A 25,760-nucleotide genomic window follows, 5' to 3' on the forward strand; every position below is an offset into this window, starting at 1 on the left:
TCTTCAGCTGCCATAGATTGAATATTCCCAACATTCGGGTTAGGAGGCCTTCCGTGAATATTGTGAACAATAATCTTCTTTATGAAGGAAAAGCGAAACGGATTTATCAAACTGAAGACGAACAGATTCTCCGCGTGGTCTACAAGGATTCCGCAACAGCCTTTAACGGTGAGAAAAAAGCGGAGATCAGCGGAAAGGGCCGTCTGAACAATGAAATTTCAAGCCTGATTTTCAAACATCTGCACGCCAAAGGAATTGACAACCACTTTGTGGAGCGTGTTTCAGAATCAGAGCAGCTTATCAAAAAAGTGAGCATCATTCCGCTTGAAGTCGTGGTCAGAAACATTGCCGCCGGAAGCATGTCGAAACGTCTCGGCATCCCGGAAGGAACTGAGCTTCCGCAGCCGATTATCGAATTTTACTACAAGGATGACGCGCTGGGTGATCCGCTCATCACAGAAGATCATATCTGGCTCTTGAAAGCAGCGGCTCCTGAGCAGGTGGAAACGATCAAATCGATTACAAAACAGGTGAATCAAGAGCTGCAGCATATTTTTGAAGACTGCGGCGTCAGATTAATAGATTTTAAGCTGGAATTCGGCTTAGACGCAGAGGGACGGGTTCTTTTAGCGGATGAAATTTCTCCTGACACGTGCCGTCTGTGGGACAAAGACACAAACGAAAAGCTCGATAAAGATTTGTTCAGACGGAACCTGGGAAGCTTAACCGACGCATATGAAGAGATTTTCAAAAGACTGGGAGGCATTTCATAATGTATAAAGTGAAAGTTTATGTCAGCTTAAAAGAAAGTGTGCTCGATCCTCAAGGAAGCGCGGTGCAGCATGCATTGCACAGTATGACCTACAATGAAGTGCAGGATGTGCGCATCGGAAAATACATGGAGCTGACGATTGAAAAATCTGACCGCGATCTTGACGCGCTCGTGAAAGAAATGTGTGAAAAGCTTCTTGCCAATACAGTCATTGAAGACTACCGATATGAAGTTGAGGAGGTTGTCGCACAGTGAAATTTGCGGTGATTGTGTTACCCGGCTCCAACTGTGATATTGATATGTTCCACGCCGTAAAAGACGAACTCGGCGAAGAAGTCGAGTATGTCTGGCACGAGGAAACAAGCCTTGACGGATTTGACGGCGTGCTCATCCCCGGCGGGTTTTCATACGGCGACTACTTGAGATGCGGCGCCATCGCCAGATTCGCAAACATCATGCCGGCTGTGAAAAAAGCGGCTGCCGAAGGAAAACCGGTTCTCGGCGTCTGCAACGGATTCCAGATTCTGCAGGAGCTCGGACTTCTGCCCGGCGCGATGAGACGCAACAAAGATTTAAAGTTCATCTGCCGACCGGTTGAATTAATCGTGCAGAACGGCGGCACGTTATTCACATCTTCCTATGAAAAAGGACAATCGATTACGATTCCGGTTGCCCACGGCGAAGGCAATTTCTACTGTGATGACGAAACGCTTGAAAGATTAAAAGAAAACAATCAAATCGCCTTCACATACGGCGGCGATATTAACGGAAGCGTCAGCGGCATTGCCGGCGTCGTGAATGAGAAAGGCAACGTATTAGGCATGATGCCTCACCCTGAGCGCGCAGTCGATGAACTGCTCGGCAGCGCAGACGGTCTTACATTGTTCCGGTCTATCGTGAAAAATTGGAGGGAAACTCATGTCGCTACTGCTTGAACCAAGTAAAGAACAAATAAAAGAAGAGAAACTCTATCAGCAAATGGGTGTCAGTGATGACGAGTTCGCACTCATTGAATCTATTATCGGAAGATTGCCGAACTACACGGAAATCGGGATTTTTTCCGTCATGTGGTCAGAGCACTGCAGCTATAAAAACTCAAAACCGGTTTTACGTAAATTCCCGACTAGCGGCGAACGCGTGCTGCAGGGTCCCGGAGAAGGCGCGGGAATCGTTGACATCGGTGACAATCAGGCGGTCGTGTTCAAAATTGAATCTCATAACCATCCGTCAGCGATTGAGCCATACCAAGGTGCTGCGACGGGAGTGGGCGGCATCATCCGTGACGTTTTCTCAATGGGCGCCCGTCCGATAGCTGTATTAAACTCTCTTCGATTTGGTGAGCTCACTTCACCTCGTGTGAAGTACTTGTTTGAAGAAGTAGTGGCGGGAATCGCGGGATACGGAAACTGTATCGGAATTCCGACGGTCGGCGGAGAAGTGCAGTTTGACGCAAGCTATGAGGGCAACCCGCTTGTCAATGCAATGTGCGTCGGCTTAATTGATCATAAAGATATTAAAAAAGGCCAGGCGAAAGGTGTCGGCAACACGGTCATGTACGTCGGCGCTAAAACGGGCCGCGACGGCATACACGGCGCTACTTTCGCATCGGAAGAAATGTCAGATTCATCTGAAGAAAAACGTTCCGCGGTGCAGGTCGGCGATCCTTTCATGGAAAAACTTCTCCTGGAAGCATGCCTTGAAGTCATCCAATGCGACGCCTTAGTCGGCATTCAGGATATGGGGGCGGCCGGTCTGACAAGTTCGAGTGCTGAAATGGCAAGCAAAGCCGGCTCAGGCATTGAAATGAACCTTGATCTCATTCCGCAGCGGGAAACAGGTATGACCGCTTACGAAATGATGCTTTCTGAGTCTCAGGAACGCATGCTTCTCGTCATTGAACGCGGACGTGAACAGGAAATTGTCGATATTTTTGATAAATATGATCTTGAAGCGGTTTCCGTAGGTCATGTTACGGATGATAAAATGCTCCGCCTCCGCCATAACGGAGAGGTTGTTTGCGAGCTTCCGGTCGACGCGCTGGCGGAAGAAGCACCTGTATACCACAAGCCGTCAGCAGAACCCGCGTACTACCGCGAGTTTCAGGAAACGGAAGTTCCCGCGCCTGAAGTAAAAGATGCGACAGAGACGCTTTTTGCCCTGCTGCAGCAGCCGACAATCGCCAGCAAAGAGTGGGTGTACGATCAATATGACTACATGGTGCGCACAAATACGGTGGTCGCTCCGGGCTCTGACGCGGGAGTGCTCAGAATCCGCGGCACGAAAAAAGCGCTGGCGATGACGACGGATTGTAACGCCCGTTATTTATATCTTGATCCAGAAGAAGGCGGAAAAATCGCCGTTGCCGAAGCGGCGCGCAACATCGTATGCTCCGGCGCCGAACCGCTTGCGGTCACGGATAATCTGAATTTCGGAAACCCGGAAAAACCTGAAATTTTCTGGCAGATCGAAAAAGCGGCCGACGGCATCAGCGAGGCGTGCAATGTTCTCAGCACACCCGTCATCGGCGGAAACGTATCACTTTATAATGAATCGAACGGAACGGCGATCTACCCGACGCCTGTTATCGGCATGGTCGGCTTAATTGAAGATACCGCTCATATTACGACACAGCATTTCAAACAAGCGGGGGATCTTGTATACGTGATCGGCGAAACAAAACCTGAGTTTGCCGGAAGCGAACTGCAAAAAATGACAGAAGGCCGCATTTACGGCAAAGCGCCGCAAATCGATCTTGATATAGAGCTGTCACGCCAAAAAGCATTGCTTGACGCGATTAAAAAAGGCTTCGTTCAATCCGCGCATGACGTATCAGAAGGCGGCTTAGGCGTAGCGATTGCAGAAAGCGTCATGACGACGGAAAACCTTGGCGCCAACGTGACTGTAGCAGGAGAAGCGGCATTATTATTCTCTGAATCTCAATCCCGCTTCGTCGTTTCAGTGAAAAAAGAACACCAAGAGGCGTTTGAAGCGGCTGCGGCTGATGCGGTTCATATCGGCGAGGTAACGGCTGACGGACTTCTGGCGATTCAAAACCAGGACGGACAACAATTGGTTCACGCGCAAACGAAAGAACTTGAGCGCGCGTGGAAAGGAGCTATTCCATGCTTGCTGAAATCAAAGGCCTGAATGAAGAATGCGGTGTGTTTGGCATCTGGGGACATGAAGAAGCTCCGCAGATCACATATTACGGCCTGCACAGCCTCCAGCACAGAGGACAGGAAGGCGCGGGAATTGTCGCAACTGACGGTGAAAAACTGACGGCGCATAAAGGACAGGGGCTTATTACCGAGGTTTTTCAAAACGGCGAACTGAGCAAAGTGAAGGGAAAAGGCGCGATCGGGCACGTCCGTTATGCGACGGCAGGCGGAGGCGGATATGAAAATGTCCAGCCGCTCCTGTTCCGTTCGCAAAACAACGGCAGCCTCGCGCTCGCCCATAACGGCAACTTGGTCAACGCCACACAGTTGAAGCAGCAGCTTGAAAACCAAGGGAGCATCTTTCAGACTTCCTCCGATACGGAAGTGCTGGCTCATCTGATTAAACGCAGCGGACACTTTTCGCTGAAGGATCAAATCAAAAATTCGCTATCTATGCTGAAAGGCGCTTATGCCTTTTTAATCATGACTGAAACAGAAATGATCGTAGCGCTTGACCCGAACGGACTCAGACCGCTGTCAATCGGCATGATGGGCGATGCTTACGTCGTCGCATCAGAAACGTGCGCATTCGATGTGGTCGGCGCGACATACCTTCGCGAGGTAGAGCCGGGCGAAATGCTGATCATCAATGATGAAGGCATGAAATCAGAGCGTTTCTCCATGAATATCAACCGTTCCATCTGCAGCATGGAGTACATTTATTTCTCAAGACCTGACAGCAATATCGACGGCATTAACGTGCACAGCGCCCGGAAAAACCTCGGGAAAATGCTTGCCCAGGAGTCCGCGGTTGAAGCGGATGTCGTCACAGGCGTACCTGATTCCAGTATTTCTGCAGCCATCGGCTATGCCGAGGCAACGGGCATCCCGTACGAACTCGGTCTCATTAAAAACCGTTATGTCGGCAGAACGTTTATCCAGCCGTCACAGGCTCTCCGTGAGCAAGGCGTGAGAATGAAGCTGTCCGCCGTCCGCGGTGTTGTCGAAGGAAAACGGGTCGTCATGGTTGATGATTCCATCGTGCGCGGGACGACAAGCCGCCGGATTGTCACAATGCTCAGAGAAGCGGGAGCGACAGAGGTGCACGTCAAGATCAGTTCACCGCCGATCGCTCATCCGTGCTTCTACGGCATCGACACATCAACCCATGAGGAGCTGATCGCTTCTTCTCATTCCGTGGAAGAAATCCGCCAGATCATCGGTGCTGACACGCTTTCTTTCTTAAGTGTAGACGGATTGTTAAAAGGAGTCGGCCGAAAATTTGAAGACACCAATTGCGGACAATGCCTCGCTTGTTTTACGGGCAAATATCCGACGGAAATTTATCAGGATACAGTGCTTCCTCACGTAAAAGAAGCGGTGCTGACAAAATAAAATGTGAAAATGACATAAAGGCAGCGGGAATTCAGGCTGCCTTTCTCTTTCTGCCTTTTAAGGAGAAACGAATTGACAAGGAGTGATAGGGATGTCTGATGCTTATAAAAATGCCGGAGTTGACATCGAAGCCGGATACGAAGCCGTCAAACGAATGAAAAAACACGTGGAGCGCACGAAAAGGCTCGGCGTTATGGGAAGCCTGGGCGGTTTTGGCGGAATGTTTGATCTGTCAGAGCTTCCGTATCAAAAGCCTGTTTTAATTTCCGGAACAGACGGTGTCGGCACCAAGCTGAAACTCGCATTTTCAATGGATAAGCATGACACGATCGGCGTCGATGCGGTCGCGATGTGTGTAAACGATGTGCTTGCCCAAGGAGCGGAGCCGCTGTTTTTCCTTGATTATTTGGCGGTCGGCAAGGCTGATCCGGTAAAAATTGAGCAGATCGTTCAGGGCGTGGCGGACGGATGCGAGCAGTCAGGATCAGCGCTTATCGGCGGTGAGACGGCGGAAATGCCGGGGCTGTATACGGCTGATGAATACGATATTGCGGGCTTTTCAGTCGGCGTCGCGGAAAAAGACGAAATCGTCACCGGTGAACATATTGAAGAGGGGCATCTCTTAATCGGACTTACTTCAAGCGGCCTTCACAGCAACGGATTTTCCCTAGTGAGAAAAGTGCTTCTTGATGACGGCGGACTTGATTTGGATACTGTCTATGAACCGTTTGCGCGTCCTCTCGGAGAAGAATTGCTGGAACCGACGAGAATATATGTGAAGCCGGTGCTCAAGGCGGTGAAAAGCGGTAAGGTAGACGGCATGGCGCATGTGACAGGCGGAGGATTCATCGAGAACATCCCGCGGATGCTGCCGGACGGATTGAGCGCGGAAATTGATCACGGATCATGGCCGATCCCGCCGATTTTTCCGTTTCTGCAGGAGCACGGCAAGCTGAAAGAAGAAGAAATGTTCAATGTCTTTAATATGGGCATCGGTTTTGTCCTTGCCGTTAAAGAAGAGGACTTGACAGACGTTATCGACACGCTTGAAGCTCAGGGCGAGAAGGCTTATCTGATCGGCCGGGTCAAGCGGGGCGAAGGCATTTCTTTCGGCGGTGCGGCTCTTTCATGAAAAAGTTTGCGGTATTTGCTTCAGGAAACGGATCGAACTTCGAGGCCATTGCCAAACGCATGAGAGAAGAGAAGTGGGATGCGGAGCTCTCGCTTCTCGTGACGGATAAGCCTCAGGCAAAGGCGGTGGAAAGGGCGGAGGCTTTACACATTCCGTCATTCGCCTTTGAACCGTCATCTTTTGAAAACAAAGCGGCCTTTGAACGGGCCGTTATTGAACAGCTGCGCCTGCACGGGGCGGAATTAATCGTTCTCGCCGGCTATATGAGACTGATTGGAGATACGCTGCTTGAAGCATACGGGGGCCGCATTATTAATATACATCCCTCGCTTCTTCCGGCATTCCCCGGGATTGACGCTGTCGGACAGGCGTATCGGGCCGGTGTGAAAGTGGCGGGCATTACCGTTCATTACGTCGACGAAGGCATGGACACCGGACCGATTATCGCGCAAAAAGCATTCGAAATACAGGAAAACGATACGCTTGAAGACATAGAGCATACAATACACGAGCTTGAGCACAAATGGTATCCGAGCGTTGTGAAACAGCTGCTGGGACTAAATAACAGAGGTGAAAAGGCATGACAATCAAACGCGCACTAATCAGTGTTTCTGATAAAACAAATCTCGTACCTTTCGTAAAGGAACTGACAGAGCTCGGCGTCGAAGTCATTTCGACCGGAGGAACAAAAAAACTTCTTCAGGAAAACGGTGTGGATGTCATCGGCATTTCAGAAGTGACCGGATTTCCTGAAATTATGGACGGACGGTTAAAAACGCTCCATCCTAATATTCACGGCGGACTGCTTGCCGTAAGAGACAATGAAGAGCATATGGCGCAGATCAATGAGCATGGCATTGCCCCCATTGACCTTGTGGTCGTCAACCTTTACCCGTTTAAAGAAACGATTTCGAAAGAAGACGTAACATACGATGAAGCGATAGAAAACATTGATATCGGCGGTCCCGGCATGCTGCGCGCCGCATCGAAAAACCATCAGGATGTGACGGTCATCACAGATCCGGCCGATTACAGCTCCGTGCTCAATGAGATTAAAGAACACGGCGGCGTTTCGCTTAAAAGAAAACGCGAGCTTGCGGCCAAAGTATTCCGCCATACCGCGGCATACGACGCATTAATCGCTGATTACTTAACACGCGAGGCCGGTGAGAAAGACCCTGAGCAATTCACCGTTACATTTGAGAAAAAACAATCGCTCCGCTATGGTGAAAACCCTCACCAAGAGGCTGTTTTCTATCAAAGCGCACTTCCCGTCTCCGGTTCCATCGCGGCGGCAAAACAGCTTCACGGCAAAGAGCTTTCTTACAACAATATTAAGGACGCAGATGCGGCCGTTCAAATCGTCCGGGAATTTACAGAACCCGCAGCTGTTGCCGTTAAACATATGAACCCGTGCGGAGTCGGTACGGGAGCTTCAATTGAGGAAGCATTCAATAAAGCGTATGAAGCTGATAAAACCTCCATTTTCGGCGGCATCATCGCGCTGAACCGTGAAGTTGATCAGGCAACGGCTGAAGCCCTTCACGGCATCTTTTTAGAAATCATTATCGCCCCTTCTTTCAGTGAAGAAGCGCTGAACGTACTGACGGCGAAGAAAAACCTTCGTCTGCTCACGCTTGACGTGTCCGCATCAGGGAAGAAAGAAAAACAGCTGACATCCGTACAGGGCGGCCTTTTGATTCAAGATTTAGACGTCCATGGATTTGATGACGCCGACATCAGCATCCCGACAAAAAGAGAGCCGAGCGAGCAGGAATGGGAGGATTTGAAGCTGGCCTGGAAAGTCGTCAAACATGTGAAATCCAACGCGATCGTTCTTGCAAAAGACCATATGACGGTCGGTGTGGGAGCGGGGCAGATGAATCGCGTCGGTTCAGCTAAAATCGCCATTGAGCAGGCCGGAGAAAAAGCAAAGGGCAGCGCGCTCGGATCAGACGCGTTTTTCCCGATGCCGGATACAGTCGAAGAAGCCGCAAAAGCCGGTGTCACGGCGATTATCCAGCCAGGCGGATCGGTCCGTGATGAAGATTCGATTAAAAAAGCGGATGAATACGGCATCGCCATGGTATTCACCGGCATCAGACATTTCAAACATTAAGAGGGGGAACGAAGCGTGAATGTATTGATTATCGGAAAAGGCGGCAGAGAGCATACATTGGCTTGGAAAGCGGCGCAAAGCCCGCTTGTTGACACGGTGTACGCCGCGCCCGGAAATGACGGTATGGCAGACTGCGCGACGCTGGTCAACATTGAAGAAAGCGATCATGCTGCACTCATTGCGTTTGCGAAAGAACATCATGTCGGCCTGACGATTATCGGCCCCGAAGTTCCTCTGATTGAAGGGATAGCCGACGAGTTTGAAAAAGCCGGACTGCTTGTTTTCGGACCGTCTGAAAAAGCGGCAATCATTGAAGGGAGCAAACAGTTTGCCAAGGATTTAATGAAAAAATACAGCATTCCGACGGCGGAGTATGAGACGTTTACTTCATTTGAAGAGGCGAAAGCATATGTGCAGCAAAAAGGCGCGCCGATTGTCATTAAAGCGGACGGGCTTGCCGCCGGAAAAGGTGTCACGGTCGCGATGACGGAAGAAGAAGCGATTGAATGCCTGCACGATTTTCTTGAGGATGAGAAATTCGGGGAGGCGAGCGCATCTGTTGTCATTGAAGAGTTCCTCGCCGGCGAAGAATTTTCTTTAATGGCGTTTGTAAAAGGGGAGACCGTCTATCCGATGGTAATCGCTCAAGATCATAAACGCGCCTTCGATGGAGACAAAGGGCCGAATACGGGCGGAATGGGAGCCTACTCACCAGTGCCGCACATTTCCGATGATATCGTCAGAAGCGCAGTCGAAACGATTGTGAAGCCGGCGGCAAAAGCAATGGTCAAAGAGGGGCGTTCCTTCACGGGCGTGCTGTACGCGGGGCTGATTCTGACGGAAAACGGATCAAAAGTCATTGAATTCAACGCGCGTTTCGGAGATCCGGAAACACAGGTCGTCGTGCCGAGAATGGAATCTGACCTCATTCAGGTGCTCTTAGATCTTCTGCATGAGAAGGATGTTGACCTAAGGTGGAAGGATACGGCCGCCGTCAGCGTTGTGCTGGCTTCTGAAGGCTATCCGGAAGGCTATGCGAAAGGCACTCCGATCGGCAGTTTGACGTCCGCTGAAGACGGGATCGCCGTTTTTCATGCCGGAACGAAAAAAGACGGCGGACAATTTGTTACAAACGGCGGCCGGGTCGCCAATGTCACGGCATTTGCTGAGACATTTGAAGCGGCGAGAGATAAAGTGTACAGCGCCGTTTCAGGGCTGACAAAACCCAGACTGTTTTACAGAAGCGACATCGGCGCCCGTGCGCTGAAAGCATCGCAGCGATGAAGAGGAAAACCCCGCGTTATGTAAGATGCGGGGTTTTTTACGTAAGCTGAGGACGACCTAGACTGTCGGCTTGCCGTGTGACACGCAGTCATCGATGAAGTCCTCCGGCGTATAGACGGATTCTTCTCAGACTCGCGGGACAGGAGAAATTAAATAACAAGCCGAAACGGCTTGTTATTTTTCTTGCTGATGGCTGTCATCCTGATTCATTCCAGCTTGGAACATATATGTCACCGGACAGAAGCGGAGGATGCCGGATGCCGCTTTCATCGCGCCCATCATCATACAGAAGAGATGCATCTTGCACCAAGGTTTTCTCGTGTATTTCGCTGAAGCAGCAGACAAAATGGTGAGGCCGCAAGTGATGCGCATAACGGCATTTAATAAACTGATATTCGGTTTCATCATTTCAGCTCCCTTAGAAAAAGTTTTTCATTCATCTTCAATAATTTGTAACGTTTTAGCCGTGCGATATTTGTGCGGATGTGATACGATGGGTCTAATATAAGCGAAGGAGAGTATGTGAATGTCCGAACGTACCTTTAACTGGAAAAATAAAGACATCAGATCACAGGCGGATGTTGTAGACTCAAAGCTGCTTCCAACGCTACTTTTACGGGATGCTCTCGTATTAAATCCTTTTTTAAAACAATGGCTGAAAAAGAATGTCTGGATTTATGGAGACCGAATTGTATATGTTGGTCATGAGCTTCCTGATGCAGCAGAGCACATTCATACCATAAATTGTGAAGGAAAATACATTGTGCCAGGTTACATTGAACCGCATACACATCCTTTTCAAATATATAATCCCCAAACGCTCGCCGAATATGTGTCTCAATTCGGAACAACGACGTTTGTTAATGATAACTTGTTTTTTCTTTTGCACAGCGGTAAAAAGAAAGCGCTTACTATATTAGAGGAACTGAAAAAACAGCCGGTGCAATACTTCTGGTGGTCCAGATATGATCTGCAGACTGAAGTGCTGAATGAGGATCAGCTTCTTTCTTTTGATGTCCGCAAGCAATGGATGGAGCACCCGGATGTCATTCAAGGCGGAGAATTGACCGGATGGCCGCGCCTCATGGACGGCGATGACTTGATGCTTCATTGCATGCAGGCGACAAAGAAACTGCGCAAGCGGATAGAAGGGCATTTTCCCGGAGCCTCTGAAAAAACACTGACGAAGATGAAACTGTTCGGAGCGGATTCCGACCACGAGGCGATGAATGGCGGCGAGGTGATGAGACGGCTTGAATTGGGCTACTATGTTTCGCTCAGACATTCATCCATCCGCCCTGATTTGAGAACGATTTTGCAGGATCTCCATCAAAAAGGCTTCCGGCATTATGATCATTTCTTCTACACGACGGATGGAGCGACGCCGCTTTTTTATAAAGGCGGCATGACGAATGAATTAATCAAAATCGCTTTGGAGGAAGGAGTTCCGGCGATCGATGCCTACAATATGGCCTCCTTTAATATCGCGAAGTATTATCAGATGGACGACTTTCTCGGTGTGGTCGGTCCGGGACGGCTTGCTTCATTGAACATTCTCGATGACCCGATGAATCCGGACCCGGTCACGGTGATCTCCAAAGGCATCCTGCTGAGGGAAGACGGCCGAAATATGAATGCGTTTACAGAAACGGATTGGAAAAAGGGCGGTCTTGTCCCTCTTGAGCTTTCATATGATATGACGATGGATGATTTACAGTTTTCAATGCCGATGGGTGTGACCATGCGCAACGCGGTCATTATGGAGCCGTATATGATTGCGATTGATAATTCTGTTGACCAGCTTTCTTTTGATCATGATGAATGCTATCTCACGCTTCTCGATAAGCATGGAAAATGGCGGGTCAATACAATGCTGAAAGGTTTTGCCGATCGGGTGCAGGGCTTTGTCAGTTCCTACACGACAACCGGAGATATTATCGCTGCCGGAAAAAATAAAGAAGATATCCTGCTCGCTTTCTCACGGATGAAAGAAATCGGCGGCGGAATCGTGCTTGCCGAAAACGGGAAGATTCTTCATGAGATTCCCCTCGCCTTAAACGGTTCTGCATCCGCGGAGAAGTATGAAGAAGTGCTTGAGAAAGAGCAAAAACTGAGGATGTTGCTGGAGGAGCGGGGCTACCGATTCTGCGATCCGATCTATACGCTGCTCTTTTTGCAGAGCACACACCTGCCTTATATCCGCATTACGCCGAGAGGAATATTCGACGTGATGAAAAAAACTGTACTCTTTCCATCGATAATGCGTTAAAATATAAAAGCAGGGAGCCGACATATGAAAAGATGGAAAACCGTTTGTATGCTTTGTTTTGCGTTTTTGCTGCTTGCCGCCTGCCGGCAGAACAATGCCGATCAGGTGCAGCCGAAAGAAGCGGAAGCTCCTTTAACGGGGCTGAAAACTGAGCAGAAGCTTGCAGAACGCCGTCCGATTGCAGTCGCAGTGAACAATCATCCGAAGGCGAGGCCCCAATCCGGGCTGTCAAAGGCGGATGTTGTCATCGAAGCGCTCGCGGAGGGCCGGATTACGCGGTTTCTCGCGATTTTTCAAAGTGAGATGCCGGAAACGGTCGGGCCTGTGCGGAGCGCGAGGGAATATTTTGTCACGCTCAGCAGCGGGTTTAACAGCATATTTGTCCATCATGGCTGGAGTCCCGGCGCAAAAAAGCAGCTGGAGTCCGGAGCTTACGATTATATAAACGGTTTGGATTTTGACGGAAGCCTGTTTTGGAGAGCCGATTTCAGCAAGCCGCCCCACAATTCCTACACGTCGTATGACAATATCAGGAAGGCGGCGGAACAAAAAGGATACAAGCTGAACGGAAAAACAGAACCGCTCCCATTTCAGACATCAGATGCAAAACCAGGAAATGAAACCTACAATATTCGGATAGATTATGGAACACAAAACATTACAAATCTTGTCGAATACGATTATGATAAAAAAGCTGATGCTTATACAAGAAGCTCTGATGGTGTGAAAGCGACAGACCGGGAGACCGGAAAGCCTTTAGCCATGCACAACATTTTTATTGTTGAAGCCGGCCATCGCATGACAGACAAAGATGGAAGGCGGGCCATCGATATTCAGTCAGGGGGGAAGGGCCTCCTGCTTCAGCACGGCGATGTTATAGAGTCAGACTGGGAATATAAAGACGGCCGTATTCTGCCCGTAAAAGGCGGTGAGATTCTTCCGTTTGTGCCAGGAAAGACATGGATTAATATCGTGCCTGATCTCGATGCAGCTTCCATTAGTAAAGGAGAAGGTGTTTGACGATGCAAATCGATAAATTACGCGGAAAAGAACTGGACCAGTTATTTTTATCTATTTTATCGCTGAAAGATCTGGAGGAATGCTATCGTTTCTTTGACGATCTTTGTACGATTAATGAAATCCAATCGCTGGCGCAGCGTTTGGAAGTGGCAAGAATGCTCCGCGAAGGAAATACGTATCACAAAATAGAAAGCGAAACGGGTGCTTCCACAGCGACGATTTCCCGGGTGAAGCGCTGCTTAAATTATGGTAACGACGCCTATGAAATGGCGCTTGACCGCGTAAACAAAGGAGAATCCTCCTCAGCTACGTAAAAAACCGCTCTGCCGATGACGGCAGGCGGTTTTTTTTATGCGTGCTGATTCAAAAGGCCGGGAAGTTCCCTCAGGCTTCCGTCTTCCTCCCGGTATACGATGTGTTCAGCTGAAAAATGAATCGGCGAGCTGATGCCCGCCGCAGCGGCAAGGTGAAACAGCCCTTCACGCAATGAGAGCACGTAGTTGCAGACGCGGTGCTGTTTATCCTCGATACTGAGCGCGCGCTGAAGTTTTGGGTCGGTTGTCGCCACTCCGACAGGACAATGATTGGTGTGGCATACTTGAGCGCGGATACAGCCGACTGAAAACATCATTCCCCGGGCAATATTGACAAAATCCGCGCCTAACGCGAGGGCAACGGCAATCTTATCCGGAGTGAGCAGCTTTCCGGATGCGAAAATTTTCAGCTTATCTCTTATCCCGTATGTCTTCAAAAGGCCGTCAACAAGGGGAAGGCCGGTCAGAATCGGCAGGCCGACGGAATCCGCCAGCTCATGGAAAGAAGCTCCCGTTCCCCCTTCACTGCCGTCAATCGTAATAAAGTCGGGAAGTTTGCCTGATGAACTCATACAGGAAATAAGGTCTTCAAGGTCTTTGCGGCTGCCCGGGACAATTTTGATACCGACCGGTTTTTCGCCGACAGTCCTTAATTTCTCAATGAAATCAAGCATGTCCGGAACATTTGAGAACTCGTTGAAGCGGTTTGGGCTGTCAATGGATTGTCCGGGCTGCACATTTCTGATGGCGGCAATTTCTTCGGTCACCTTTGAACCGTCAATATGCCCGCCTCTTGCTTTCGCCCCTTGCGCAAGCTTTAATTCAAAGGCTTTAATCTGCTCGAGGCGGCTTTTTTTCTTAAATTCTTCCCACGAAAATTCTCCATCTTCGGTGCGGACGCCGAACAGGCCGGGGCCGATTTGGCAGATAATATCCGCGCCGCCTTTCAGGTGATACTCAGACAGGCCGCCTTCGCCTGTATTCATCCATGTGCCGCCGGCCTGGTGCAGCCCTTTTGACAGGGCGGTGATTGCCCTGTCGCCAAGTGAGCCGTAGCTCATCGCTGATTGTCCGATTAACCCTTTCACATAAAACGGCTTTTTGCATGTGTCGCGGCCGATCACTTGCACATCGTCCGGATGCAGGTAATAAGGGTCCGCTTTTGCTTTTTCGCGGTGTTCGCTGCGTTTCAGCAGGTTGTCTTTGTCAATCTTGTATACCATCGTGTCGATCTTCGGCGTCTGATCTGCGCGCAGCTCCTCCCTTTGTTTCGGGAAGAGGGCGTTACGGATATAATAGCCCGGCTGATTGAAATCCCGTTCTGAGCCGAAGCCCATCATTCTGCTTTTATACTTTCCCGACATGACCGTCTGTTCATATTCTCTCCGGGAAAACGGCTGTTCTTCGTTATCATTGCTGAATAAATACTGCCGCAGCTCAGGTCCGATTTTTTCAAATATATAGCGCAGTTTTCCCGCTACGGGATAATTGCGCAGCACTGAATGTTCTTCCTGCTTTTCGTCTCTTATGTATATCCAGAGAAACAGTGCGGCGGGAACTAAAATAATAAAAATCAATATACAAATCAGTACGATAATGGCTTGTTCCATTGAGATCAGACTCCTTGTCTTTTTTCTCTTTGACATTCCACATATTGTCTGTTTTCAAACATAGCCGTTTCCCGTCCGGCGGAGCGCAATCTTTTTTTGTGAATCAGGTGAATGACGTCTTTTTCCGTTTTTCCGGGCCAAACGAATTTGTTATAATGTTTAAATGGCAAGAAACGAATGGAGGAACGAAAACGCATGTACGATGTTAACGAGTGGAAGCATGTTTTTAAACTCGATCCGAATAAAGATTTACCGGATGAACAACTGGAACAGCTTTGTGAATCAGGGACTGACGCCATTGTGATCGGAGGAAGCGACAATATCACCGAGGACAATGTGCTGAGACTGATGTCAAAGGTGCGGCGGTTTTTAGTGCCGTGCGTACTTGAGGTGTCGACGATTGATTCCATTGTGCCCGGGTTTGATCTTTATTTCATTCCGAGTGTGCTCAACAGCAAAAAGGCGGACTGGATTGTCGGCATGCATCATCAGGCGATGAAAGAATACGGAGAGCTCATGTCAATGGAGGAAATCGTGACGGAGGGCTACTGCATTGTCAACCCTGATTGTAAGGCGGCCGCTTTGACGGAGGCGGATACACATATAGAAACAGAAGATATTCTCGCCTATGCGCGGGTTGCGGAACATTTGCTTCATCTCCCGATTTTTTATCTGGAATACAGCGGGATGCTGGCGGACATAGAAACGGTGGAGAAAACGAAGGCTGTGCTGGACAAGTCCGTCCTGTTTTACGGAGGCGGCATTAAAGACGCGGAAACGGCGGAACGGTTCGGCCGTCATGCCGATGTCATCGTTGTCGGAAATGCCGTATATGAAGATTTTGATCAGGCGCTTAAAACGGTGGCGGCCGTAAAGACAAAGTAGTCAAGCGGACGAAATTGATTTATGATAGAACATATGTTTGATAGGCGGTGAACGGATATGAATTACATTAGCAATCAATTATTAAGCGGATTAAATCCCGTTCAGCAGGAAGCGGTCAAGACGACGGACGGTCCGCTGCTTCTGATGGCGGGCGCGGGAAGCGGAAAAACACGTGTGCTGACGCACAGAATCGCATACTTAATGGCGGAAAAACACGTGGCGCCATGGAACATTCTGGCGATTACATTTACAAATAAAGCCGCCAGAGAAATGAAGGAGCGGGTGGAGAGCATTCTCGGACCCGGCGCGGATGAAATCTGGATTTCCACCTTCCACAGCATGTGCGTGCGGATTCTGCGCAGGGATATTGACAGAATCGGCATCAACCGAAATTTCTCCATTCTTGATACGGCTGATCAGCTTTCCGTTATTAAAGGGATTCTGAAAGAGCGGAATATCGATCCGAAAAAGTTTGATCCGAGAAGTATTTTAGGCTCCATCAGCAGCGCAAAAAACGAGCTGATCGAACCTGAGGAATTCGCAAAAACGGCCGGCGGCTACTACGATCAGGTCACGAGTGACGTGTATACCGATTATCAGAAAAAACTGCTGAAAAACCAATCGCTCGATTTTGATGATTTAATCATGACGACGATTAAGCTTTTCGAGCGTGTGCCGGAAGTGCTTGAGTTTTATCAGCGCAAATTCCAGTACATTCACGTAGACGAGTATCAGGATACGAACAGGGCGCAATACCTGCTTGTGAAGCAGCTTGCGGCCCGTCTTGAAAATATCTGCGTCGTCGGTGACTCCGACCAGTCCATTTACAGATGGCGCGGGGCGGATATCGCGAATATCCTTTCCTTTGAAAAAGATTATCCGAGCGCAAACGTGATTTTGCTCGAGCAAAATTACCGCTCAACAAAGCGTATTCTGCAAGCGGCTAACGAAGTGATCAAAAACAACTCAAACCGCAAGCCGAAAAACCTGTGGACGGAAAATGACGAAGGCATCAAGCTTTCTTATTACAGCGGCGACAATGAATTCGGCGAAGGCCAATTCGTCGCGGGCAAAATTTATGAGCTGCACAGCTCGGGCCGGCGGAAGCTTTCCGATATCGCGATTTTATACCGGACAAACGCCCAGTCGCGCGTCATTGAGGAAACCCTTTTAAAATCCGGACTGAATTACAATATCGTCGGCGGAACCAAGTTCTACGACAGGAAAGAAATTAAAGACATTCTCGCATACCTGCGCCTTGTGTCAAACCCGGACGACGACATCAGTTTTACGCGGATCGTCAATGTGCCGAAGCGGGGCGTCGGCGCAACTTCACTAGAAAAAATCGCTTCATATGCGGCGATGAACGGAATGTCAATGTTCCAGGCGATCAAACAGGTTGATTTCATCGGCGTCAGCGCGAAAGCGGCAAACGCGCTTGACGGCTTTGGCGCGATGATTGAAAATCTGACGAACATGCAGGATTACCTGTCCATTACGGAACTCACGGAAGAAATTCTCGAAAAAACGGAATACAGAGAAATGCTGAAGGCCGAAAAATCAATCGAAGCCCAAAGCCGTCTTGAAAATATCGACGAGTTTCTTTCCGTGACGAAAAACTTCGAACAAAAAAGCGAAGACAAGTCTCTCGTCGCGTTTCTGACTGATTTGGCGCTGATTGCGGATATTGACCAGCTCGACCAGAAGGAAGAGGAATCAGGCGGAAAGGATGCCGTCACTTTAATGACACTGCACGCCGCTAAGGGGCTTGAATTTCCTGTCGTGTTCTTAATGGGCATGGAAGAAGGCGTGTTCCCGCACAGCCGCTCCCTGATGGAAGAAGCCGAGATGGAAGAAGAACGCAGGCTCGCATATGTAGGCATTACGAGGGCGGAAGAAGAACTGTATTTAACGAATGCCAAAATGCGCACCTTATTCGGCCGCACCAATATGAATCCGGAATCCCGCTTTATCAGGGAAATACCTGGCGATTTATTGGAGAACCTAAATGAGAAGAAAACACCTCGCATGCAGCCGGGAAGAAAAGTGCAGCCAAAACGCGGGCCCGTATCCCGTCCCGTTTCCTATGCGAACAAAACAGGCGGCGACTCGCTCAGCTGGGCGGTCGGCGATAAAGCGGGCCATAAAAAATGGGGCACCGGAACGGTTGTCAGCGTAAAAGGAGAAGGCGAAAGCACCGAGCTTGATATCGCATTCCCGAGCCCAGTCGGCGTGAAGCGTCTGCTTGCCGCTTTTGCGCCGATTGAAAAGCAGTAACCTGAAGAGGAAAGGAAGAACATGATGGACAAAGAAACAGCGAAACACCGGGCAGAAGAATTGCGCCGCACCATCGATCAGTACAGTTATGAATATTACACCTTAGATGAACCGAGCGTGCCGGATTCCGAGTACGACAGACTGATGCAGGAGCTGATTGCCATAGAGGAAGAGCACCCGGAACTCAGAACGCCTGATTCGCCCACACAGCGGGTCGGGGGAGCGGTGCTTGAATCGTTTCAAAAGGTGCAGCATGGCACGCCGATGCTCAGTCTCGGCAACGCATTTAACGATGATGACCTCCGCGATTTTGACCGCCGCGTCCGTCAGGCTGTCGGTGACGGCGTCGCTTATAATGTGGAGCTGAAAATAGACGGTCTTGCTGTTTCTCTCCGTTATGAAGACGGCTATTTCGTCAGAGGCGCGACAAGAGGAGATGGAACGACGGGCGAAGATATCACGGAAAACTTAAAAACGATCCGCAACATTCCGTTGAAAATGAAACGGAATCTTTCCATAGAAGTGCGCGGAGAGGCGTACATGCCGAAACAGTCATTTGAAGCGCTCAATGAAGAACGGCTGAAACATGAAGAGGAGCCGTTCGCCAATCCCCGGAACGCGGCTGCGGGCTCACTCAGACAGCTCGATCCGAAAATTGCGGCGAAACGAAATCTTGACATCTTCGTCTACAGTATAGCGGAGCTTGACGAGATGGGTGTGGAAACACAGAGTCAGGGCCTGGATTTTCTGGATGAGCTCGGTTTTAAAACAAACCAGGAACGGAAAAAATGCGCCACGATAGATGAAGTCATTGAAATGATCGAAGAGCTGCAGGCGAAGCGGGCCGATCTCCCGTATGAAATTGACGGGATCGTCATCAAAGTCGACTCGCTCGACCAGCAGGAAGAGCTCGGGTATACGGCAAAAAGCCCGCGCTGGGCGATTGCTTATAAATTCCCGGCGGAAGAGGTCGTGACAAAACTGCTCGATATCGAACTGAATGTCGGAAGAACGGGCGTCATTACGCCGACCGCCGTTCTGGAACCGGTAAAAGTCGCGGGAACGACGGTCTCAAGAGCATCCCTTCATAACGAAGATTTAATTAAAGAGAAGGATATCCGCATTCTCGATAAAGTGGTCGTCAAAAAAGCGGGCGACATCATCCCTGAGGTCGTCAATGTCTTAATCGAACAGCGGACCGGGGAAGAAAAAGAATTCAATATGCCGACCAGCTGCCCTGAGTGCGAAAGCGAACTTGTCCGCATTGAAGGAGAAGTCGCGCTGCGCTGCATCAATCCGGAATGTCCGGCGCAGATCAGAGAAGGCCTGATTCACTTTGTCTCACGCAACGCGATGAATATTGACGGACTCGGAGAACGTGTCATCACACAGCTTTTCCGTGAACATCTCGTCCGTAATGTCGCTGATTTGTATAAGCTGACGAAAGAGCAGGTCATCCGGCTTGAGCGGATGGGGGAAAAATCAACTGACAATCTGATCAGCTCCATCCAAAAGTCGAAAGAGAATTCGCTGGAACGCCTGCTGTTCGGTCTCGGCATCCGTTTTATCGGCTCAAAAGCGGCCAAAACACTCGCCATGCATTTTGAAAGCCTGGAAAATCTGAAACAAGCTACGGAAGAAGAGCTGCTTGCGGTAGATGAAATCGGCGAAAAGATGGCCGATGCCGTTATCACCTATTTCCGCAAAGAAGAAATGCTTGAGCTATTGAATGAACTTGAGGAACTCGGTGTGAACACACTCTACAAAGGCCCGAAAAAAGTAAAAGCGGAGGACAGCGACTCTTATTTTGCCGGCAAAACCATCGTGTTAACCGGAAAGCTTGAAGAGCTGTCCAGAAATGAAGCCAAGGCGCAGATTGAAGCGCTCGGCGGAAAGCTGACGGGATCTGTCAGCAAAAAAACAGACTTGCTGATTGCCGGAGAAGCAGCCGGAAGCAAGCTGACAAAAGCGCAGGAATTAAACATTGAAGTATGGAATGAAGCACAGCTATTAGGAGAGCTAAAGAAATAAGAGGAGTGTTTTCTATTGAAAAAGATGTTGGCATTGGCGGCGACGGCAACGGCGGCAGTACTCATGCTGTCGGCCTGTTCGCCGAGTTTCGGGGGGAACAAAGAGGAAGAGATCACGCAGAAAACGGCAAAGTCTTCTGAAAAAGCGATCATACCGAAATATAATATCTCTGATTCCTACTATAAAATGGTGCTTCCGTTTAAGGCCGGAAAAGCGCGCGGCCTGACCGCGGACCGGCTGAACACGAGGCTGGACATCGATGAATTCGAGACGGGTCTGATGCGGCTCGCTCAAGACACGTTCCCGACGGATGACTATTTGTATCAGGAAGGCCAGTATTTAGATGAGGACACGGTACTCAGCTGGCTTGACCGCAAAAAAGAGGGCAGTGATCTGAAAAAGGCGAAAAAGGCAGATGCCAATTTTCAGAATCTCGGCTTAAACCCCGTGCTGCCAAGCTCGGGATCGGCAAAAGAGAAAAATGAAAACAGCCCGATTTACTTAGCGTCCATGCTTGAGCAGGATTACTTAGTAAGAAAAGATAAAAATTCCATTCAGCTTGGCGGTATCATGATCGGTCTCGCTCTCAATTCTGTATACTATTACCGTGAAAACACAGGTGATCCGCAGCAGGAAGTGGAGCTCAGTGACAAAACGATCCGCAGCCACGGTGAAGAAATCGCCCAGGAAGTCGTTAACCGCCTTCGGAAAATGGATAACCTGAAAAATGTGCCGATTACCGTCGCCCTTTATAAACAAGCGCCGAAAACATCAATCGTACCGGGGAATTACATTGCAAAAACTGAAGTCAAAGCCGGCTCATCCACCATTTCAAACTGGGATGATGTCAAAGAAAAGTACGTCTTCTATCCGGCGGATACAGACACGGCAAAGAAATACCCTGATGATTCCGAAGTATTTAAACGCTTCAAAAACGCCATCGACAGCTACTTCCCGAATTACACCGGAGTCGTCGGAACGGCAATGTACGAAAACGATGAAATGAGAAAAATGAAGATTGAAATCCCGATGCAATTTTACGGGAAAAGCGAAGTAATCGCCTTCACCCAATACTTAACAGGTGAGCTGATGGATTATTATTCAAAAGGCTCAGTTGATGTCGAAATTAACATTACCTCGTCTGACGGGCAGGAAGCGCTGATCGTCCGCAATGCGGGTGACAAAGAACCGACCGTCCATATTTACGATTAACCAAGATGCCCTTGTTCATTTCTGTATGAGCAAGGGTTTTTTTTATTGTGATATCGTTGGAGCGAGGAAATGAGGTATGTTAAGATATTTGTATAATCAGGAATTAACAGGAAAACACATTTCATTCTAAGCGGATGTTACTAATCTGCTGTGAAAGAAGAAGGGCAGGAATGTTGATGAATGACATTTGCTGAGTACACACACCGCCTACAAACGTTATGAAAAGGGTGAATCAGCATGCATAAAGATATTAAAGCGATTTTTGAGGAAGATAAGGTGCTCGCTGAAGCAGGTGAAATATACGGCTTTACCAAGTTTCAATTTATTGCGGACGCCGAGAACTACGTATATGAAATTGTGAAAGATAACGAACCTTATATTTTAAAAATTACGCATACGATCAGAAGAACACCGGAATATATTCTCGGAGAAATGGAATGGCTTCATCATCTGGCAAAGGGAGGGCTTTCAGCAGCAAAGCCGATTCCTTCATTAAATGGCAAAGATGTCGAAGAAGTGCCGGATGGAAAAGGCGGAGCGTTTTTAGTAAGAGTCTATGAAAAAGCGCCCGGACGCAAAGTGGAGGAATCAGACTGGAACGGAACCCTGTTTTACGAGCTTGGAAAGTACACGGGGAACATGCACCGGCTGACGAAAAGCTACCGTCTGAGTGATCCGTTATATAAAAGGCAGGAATGGGATGAAGAGGAGCAGCTGAAGCTGAGAAAATACGTACCCGCAGATCAGCATCTCGTATTTGAGCGGGCGGATGCTCTAATGGAAAAACTGCGCCGTTTGCCGAAGAACCCTGAAAACTACGGCCTTGTGCACGCCGATCTGCACCACGGCAATTTCAATTGGGACAACGGAAAAATCACTGCATTTGATTTTGATGATATCGGCTACAATTGGTTTGTGAATGATATCAGTATTCTGCTGTACAACATGTTGTGGTATCCGGTCATCCCGTATGAAGACAAGGCCGTGTTTACGGGTGAATTCATGACTCACTTTATGAAAGGCTACAGGGAAGAAAATGACCTTGACCCCGCATGGCTTGAACACATCCCGGATTTCCTCCGGCTGCGCCATATGTTGATCTACGGATTATTGCATCAGGCGTTTGACCTCAATTCACTCGGGGACGAGGAACTTGAGATGCTGAAAACCTTCAGGCGCGATATCGAAAATGAAACCCCGATTACGGAGTATAACTTTTCTGCATTCGTATAAATAGAAAAACGCCGGCTGAATCCAGCCCGGCGTTTTTTATAACGTATCACACTTCACTCCGACGACACCCTGAATTTCTTTAATATCATAATAGACGTCAGTGGTGTAGCGGTTTTTATGAACACTGACTTTCACTTCCATAATCGGAAATTCTTTTTCGCCCAGATCATCAATCCGGACGGAGTGAATGCGGAGCTGTTTGCTTTTCATTTCCTTTAAAATCTTGGTCATTTTGTCTTTATCGGAAAGAGACATTCTCACGCGGATATCTTTTTCCTTCAAGCGGTTGGGACCGATTTTTCTGATCAGCCACGGAAGAAATTCGACGCTGATCAGGATAAACAAGAGGCTTGCGAACGCCTCTTTATAAAAGCCGGCGCCTGTAGCCAGACCGAGCCCGGCTGCGCCCCAGATGATGGCCGATGTCGTCAGGCCGGATATGACGTCATTGCTTTTACGCAGGATCACGCCCGCGCCGATAAAACCGACGCCGGAAATGATTTGGGCGGGAAGGCGGAGCGGATCCATCATGATTCGGTAATATTTTGGGAAATGATATGCCGCATTAATGCTGACGATCGTCAGCATACAGGAGCTGACGGCGATGACGATACAGGTTTTCAGTCCGAGCGGTTTGTTTTTCAGCTCGCGTTCAAGACCGATGATCATGCCGATCAGCGTGGCAATGCCCAGCTTTAATAAAATCTCTGGTTCGATAGGCCAGCTCAATTTGCACAGCACCTCCGCAATTTTTCTTATAATAAATTGATATGATTTTCTCACAGTATTTATAGCAGGACAAGTGCGGAAGAAAAAAGCCGTCAGGGATAAAATCTGACGGCTTTTTGTCTATTTCTTGTTTTTCAAAAGAGCTTCCATCCGGCTGAACAGCTGATAAGAAGCATCGGCCGGTTTTTTGGTCAGCAGGCTGACGGCAATACCGGCAATCAGACTGAGGAAGAACCCCGGAATGATTTCGTATACGCCGGTTGAAGCGGCAAGCCCTGTCGTGATCCAGATTAAAACGGCCGCGGCCCCGGTAATCATCGCCGCAAGCGCTCCCCATTCATTCATCCGTTTCCAGTACAGACTGAGCAAGAGCGCCGGGCCGATAGCCGAACCGAAGCCTGCCCACGCATATCCGACCAGATCAAGAATGGTGCTGTTCGGATTCATGGAAAGCAAAATGGCGATAACGGCCACGATCAATACCGACAGGCGTCCGGTCATGACCAATTCTTTATCGCTCGCTTCCCGTCTGAAAAAGGCGCGGTATAAATCTTCCGTAATGGCGCTTGCCGTTACGAGAAGCTGTGAGGAAATGGAACTCATGATCGCCGCTAAAATCGCGGACAGCAAGAAGCCCGTAATCAGCGGATGGAACAAGATTTTAGAAAAAATAATGAAAATCGTTTCCGGATCTTTTACGGAGACCCCGAAGTGATGAGAATACGCAACCCCGATAATCCCGGTAAGCAATGAACCGACAACTGAAATAACCATCCAGCTCATCCCGATTCTGCGGGCGGGTTTTAAATCTTTCACTTCTTTAATCGCCATAAATCGTACGATGATATGAGGCTGGCCGTAATAGCCGAGTCCCCATGCCAAATAAGAAATAATGCTAATGACGCTCGCGCCTTTAAAGATATCCAATAGTTTCGGGTTAACGGCGTTGATCGAATCAATCGTCGTTGAAACGCTCCCGAGCTGGGTAAAAGCAACGATCGGCACAAGCACTAATGCCGCAAACATGATCGCTCCCTGTACAAAGTCAGTCAGACTGACAGCGAGGAAACCGCCAAACAGCGTGTAAAGCACAACAACACCGGCCGTTAAAAACAAACCGAATTTGTAGTCGGCGCCGAATGCCGATTCAAATAACCTGCCTCCGGATACCATCCCGGACGATGTGTACAGTGTGAAAAAGATCATAATAATCACGGCGGAAACAATTTTCAGCAATGATGACGAGTGGCGGAACCGTTTATCGAAAAAATCGGGAATCGTAATCGCATCATCCGCAACTTCCGTGTAAGCGCGCAGCCTCGGAGCAAGCAGCAGATAATTTGAATACGCGCCGATCGTCAAACCGAGCGCCAGCCATAAGGTCGATAACCCCGTTGCGAACATTGCGCCGGGAACTCCCATCAGCATCCATGCGCTCATATCGGCCGCACCTGCGGACAGCGCCGTTACGAACGGGCCGAGTCCTCTTCCGCCCAGCATGTAATCATTAATATTCGTTGTCTTCCTGAATGCGTACCAGCCGATTAACAGCATGGCAGCAAAGTAAATGCCAAGAGATATAATTAGTTCAATACTCACGTTTTTGGACCCTCTCTTCTTTCATGTAAATGTTGCATCACCTCTGTAGATTAGTAGTGCCGGAATATGCGCCGGCGATCCAGCCTTTAGTCGTCATTCCATGCGGATCGCATGATTTAGTGCTGGCTATGGTTACTAAACCTAACAAAGTATCCCCGATCAATCAACTCTCGAAACCTGGCCCGCTCAAGGAAAAAATCCCCGCCAACATAGAACAGCTTAGAGATGAAAACGCTACCAATAGAATATAAAAGTAAAAATTTTCTGACATATAATTCGTTTCTCTTTCTCCCCGATTTAGGATAAAATAGAGAGGGTTTCATCATGCCTCAGAAGGCGGCGTTTTGTTGCTTTAGAGGGCTCGTTTTTGATATGATCAGTATTATATGACGAAACGGAGAATTATGCGGAGGTGGATCTTATGTCACGAATTTCTATAGAAGAAGTAAAGCATGTCGCTCATTTGGCGAGACTCGCCATTACGGATGAAGAAGCTGAAATGTTCACAGAACAGCTTGACAGCATCATCTCGTTTGCCGAGGAGCTTAATGAAGTGGACACGGATAACGTGGAACCGACAACACACGTGCTGAAAATGAAAAACGTAATGAGAGAAGATGAAGCGGGTAAAGGCCTTCCGGTCGAGGATGTCATGAAAAATGCTCCCGATCATAAAGACGGCTATGTCCGTGTGCCATCTATTCTGGATTAAAGGAGGGAG

Annotated in this window: 22 protein-coding genes; 18 read left to right on the plus strand and 4 right to left on the minus strand. The window is 48.9% G+C overall.

What is annotated here, in order from left to right; translation table 11 throughout:
* Positions 1–53: 53 nt before the first annotated feature.
* The 9 genes from purC (at position 54) to purD (ending at position 9,860) form a co-directional block, all read left to right on the plus strand.
* Positions 54–773, plus strand: coding sequence for a phosphoribosylaminoimidazolesuccinocarboxamide synthase (gene purC / locus V7728_RS18915; RefSeq protein WP_007408897.1), 720 nt, complete (start codon positions 54–56; stop codon positions 771–773).
* On the plus strand, positions 773–1,027 hold the full coding sequence (gene purS, locus V7728_RS18920; protein WP_003155758.1) for a phosphoribosylformylglycinamidine synthase subunit PurS: 255 nt from the start codon (positions 773–775) through the stop codon (positions 1,025–1,027). The genes purC and purS overlap by 1 nt, the downstream gene beginning before the upstream one ends.
* On the plus strand, positions 1,024–1,707 hold the full coding sequence (gene purQ / locus V7728_RS18925; RefSeq protein WP_007408898.1) for a phosphoribosylformylglycinamidine synthase subunit PurQ: 684 nt from the start codon (positions 1,024–1,026) through the stop codon (positions 1,705–1,707). The genes purS and purQ overlap by 4 nt, the downstream gene beginning before the upstream one ends.
* The gene (purL, locus tag V7728_RS18930; RefSeq protein WP_099566468.1) at positions 1,691–3,919 is read left to right on the plus strand and encodes a phosphoribosylformylglycinamidine synthase subunit PurL; all 2,229 of its coding nucleotides are present in this window, start codon (positions 1,691–1,693) and stop codon (positions 3,917–3,919) included. The genes purQ and purL overlap by 17 nt, the downstream gene beginning before the upstream one ends.
* Positions 3,895–5,325 carry an amidophosphoribosyltransferase gene (gene purF, locus V7728_RS18935; RefSeq protein WP_007609856.1) on the plus strand — a complete coding sequence of 477 codons (1,431 nt, stop codon included), beginning with the start codon at positions 3,895–3,897 and terminating at the stop codon, positions 5,323–5,325. The genes purL and purF overlap by 25 nt, the downstream gene beginning before the upstream one ends.
* Before the next feature lie 91 nt (positions 5,326–5,416).
* Positions 5,417–6,457 (plus strand): phosphoribosylformylglycinamidine cyclo-ligase, encoded by a 1,041-nt coding sequence (purM, locus tag V7728_RS18940; protein ID WP_015239317.1) that lies wholly within the window; start codon positions 5,417–5,419, stop codon positions 6,455–6,457.
* Positions 6,454–7,041 carry a phosphoribosylglycinamide formyltransferase gene (purN, locus tag V7728_RS18945; protein WP_007408902.1) on the plus strand — a complete coding sequence of 196 codons (588 nt, stop codon included), beginning with the start codon at positions 6,454–6,456 and terminating at the stop codon, positions 7,039–7,041. Before purM ends, purN begins: the two co-directional genes overlap by 4 nt.
* Positions 7,038–8,576: a bifunctional phosphoribosylaminoimidazolecarboxamide formyltransferase/IMP cyclohydrolase gene (gene purH, locus V7728_RS18950; RefSeq protein WP_032871757.1), complete on the plus strand. Its 1,539-nt coding sequence runs from the start codon at positions 7,038–7,040 to the stop codon at positions 8,574–8,576. Before purN ends, purH begins: the two co-directional genes overlap by 4 nt.
* 15 nt (positions 8,577–8,591) lie before the next feature.
* Positions 8,592–9,860, plus strand: coding sequence for a phosphoribosylamine--glycine ligase (gene purD, locus V7728_RS18955; protein WP_099566469.1), 1,269 nt, complete (start codon positions 8,592–8,594; stop codon positions 9,858–9,860).
* Positions 9,861–10,034: 174 nt separating this feature from the next.
* On the opposite strand, the gene V7728_RS18960 is transcribed toward purD, so the two are convergent.
* The gene (locus V7728_RS18960) at positions 10,035–10,265 is read right to left on the minus strand and encodes a YgaP family membrane protein (RefSeq protein WP_003155749.1); all 231 of its coding nucleotides are present in this window, start codon (positions 10,263–10,265) and stop codon (positions 10,035–10,037) included.
* A 121-nt stretch (positions 10,266–10,386) separates the two neighbouring features.
* On the opposite strand from V7728_RS18960, the gene V7728_RS18965 reads away from it, so the two are divergent.
* Genes V7728_RS18965 through V7728_RS18975 form a run of 3 tightly spaced genes read left to right on the plus strand, consistent with a single transcriptional unit; the run spans position 10,387 to position 13,463 of the window.
* Positions 10,387–12,129, plus strand: a complete 1,743-nt coding sequence (locus V7728_RS18965; protein ID WP_025284374.1) for an adenine deaminase — start codon at positions 10,387–10,389, stop codon at positions 12,127–12,129.
* A 24-nt stretch (positions 12,130–12,153) separates the two neighbouring features.
* On the plus strand, positions 12,154–13,149 hold the full coding sequence (locus V7728_RS18970) for a DUF3048 domain-containing protein (protein ID WP_012117003.1): 996 nt from the start codon (positions 12,154–12,156) through the stop codon (positions 13,147–13,149).
* Between the two features lie 2 nt (positions 13,150–13,151).
* On the plus strand, positions 13,152–13,463 hold the full coding sequence (locus tag V7728_RS18975; RefSeq protein WP_003155745.1) for a YerC/YecD family TrpR-related protein: 312 nt from the start codon (positions 13,152–13,154) through the stop codon (positions 13,461–13,463).
* Positions 13,464–13,498: 35 nt separating this feature from the next.
* On the opposite strand, the gene V7728_RS18980 is transcribed toward V7728_RS18975, so the two are convergent.
* On the minus strand, positions 13,499–15,073 hold the full coding sequence (locus V7728_RS18980; protein ID WP_012117004.1) for an FMN-binding glutamate synthase family protein: 1,575 nt from the start codon (positions 15,071–15,073) through the stop codon (positions 13,499–13,501).
* 195 nt (positions 15,074–15,268) lie between these two features.
* On the opposite strand from V7728_RS18980, the gene V7728_RS18985 reads away from it, so the two are divergent.
* From V7728_RS18985 to V7728_RS19005, 5 genes are all read left to right on the plus strand, one after another.
* Positions 15,269–15,958, plus strand: coding sequence for a heptaprenylglyceryl phosphate synthase (locus V7728_RS18985; RefSeq protein ID WP_025284376.1), 690 nt, complete (start codon positions 15,269–15,271; stop codon positions 15,956–15,958).
* Positions 15,959–16,015: 57 nt separating this feature from the next.
* Positions 16,016–18,235 carry a DNA helicase PcrA gene (pcrA, locus tag V7728_RS18990; RefSeq protein ID WP_007408910.1) on the plus strand — a complete coding sequence of 740 codons (2,220 nt, stop codon included), beginning with the start codon at positions 16,016–16,018 and terminating at the stop codon, positions 18,233–18,235.
* A gap of 24 nt (positions 18,236–18,259) precedes the next feature.
* Positions 18,260–20,266, plus strand: a complete 2,007-nt coding sequence (gene ligA / locus V7728_RS18995; RefSeq protein WP_017419034.1) for an NAD-dependent DNA ligase LigA — start codon at positions 18,260–18,262, stop codon at positions 20,264–20,266.
* A 15-nt stretch (positions 20,267–20,281) separates the two neighbouring features.
* Positions 20,282–21,478: a CamS family sex pheromone protein gene (locus V7728_RS19000; RefSeq protein ID WP_015416980.1), complete on the plus strand. Its 1,197-nt coding sequence runs from the start codon at positions 20,282–20,284 to the stop codon at positions 21,476–21,478.
* 237 nt (positions 21,479–21,715) lie between these two features.
* The gene (locus tag V7728_RS19005) at positions 21,716–22,711 is read left to right on the plus strand and encodes a phosphotransferase enzyme family protein (protein WP_099566470.1); all 996 of its coding nucleotides are present in this window, start codon (positions 21,716–21,718) and stop codon (positions 22,709–22,711) included.
* Between the two features lie 36 nt (positions 22,712–22,747).
* Here V7728_RS19005 and V7728_RS19010 read toward each other — a convergent pair whose 3' ends face one another.
* Positions 22,748–23,440 carry an MgtC/SapB family protein gene (locus tag V7728_RS19010; protein ID WP_099566471.1) on the minus strand — a complete coding sequence of 231 codons (693 nt, stop codon included), beginning with the start codon at positions 23,438–23,440 and terminating at the stop codon, positions 22,748–22,750.
* 120 nt (positions 23,441–23,560) lie between these two features.
* A complete protein-coding gene (gene putP, locus V7728_RS19015) occupies positions 23,561–25,039 on the minus strand; it encodes a sodium/proline symporter PutP (RefSeq protein ID WP_007408914.1) in 1,479 nt (492 codons plus the stop codon).
* Positions 25,040–25,460: 421 nt separating this feature from the next.
* On the opposite strand from putP, the gene gatC reads away from it, so the two are divergent.
* Positions 25,461–25,751, plus strand: coding sequence for an Asp-tRNA(Asn)/Glu-tRNA(Gln) amidotransferase subunit GatC (gene gatC / locus V7728_RS19020; protein WP_003155732.1), 291 nt, complete (start codon positions 25,461–25,463; stop codon positions 25,749–25,751).
* Positions 25,752–25,760: the final 9 nt, after the last annotated feature.

This window comes from Bacillus sp. JHAA (assembly GCF_036961585.1).
Classification (GTDB): Bacteria; Bacillota; Bacilli; order Bacillales; family Bacillaceae; genus Bacillus; species Bacillus velezensis.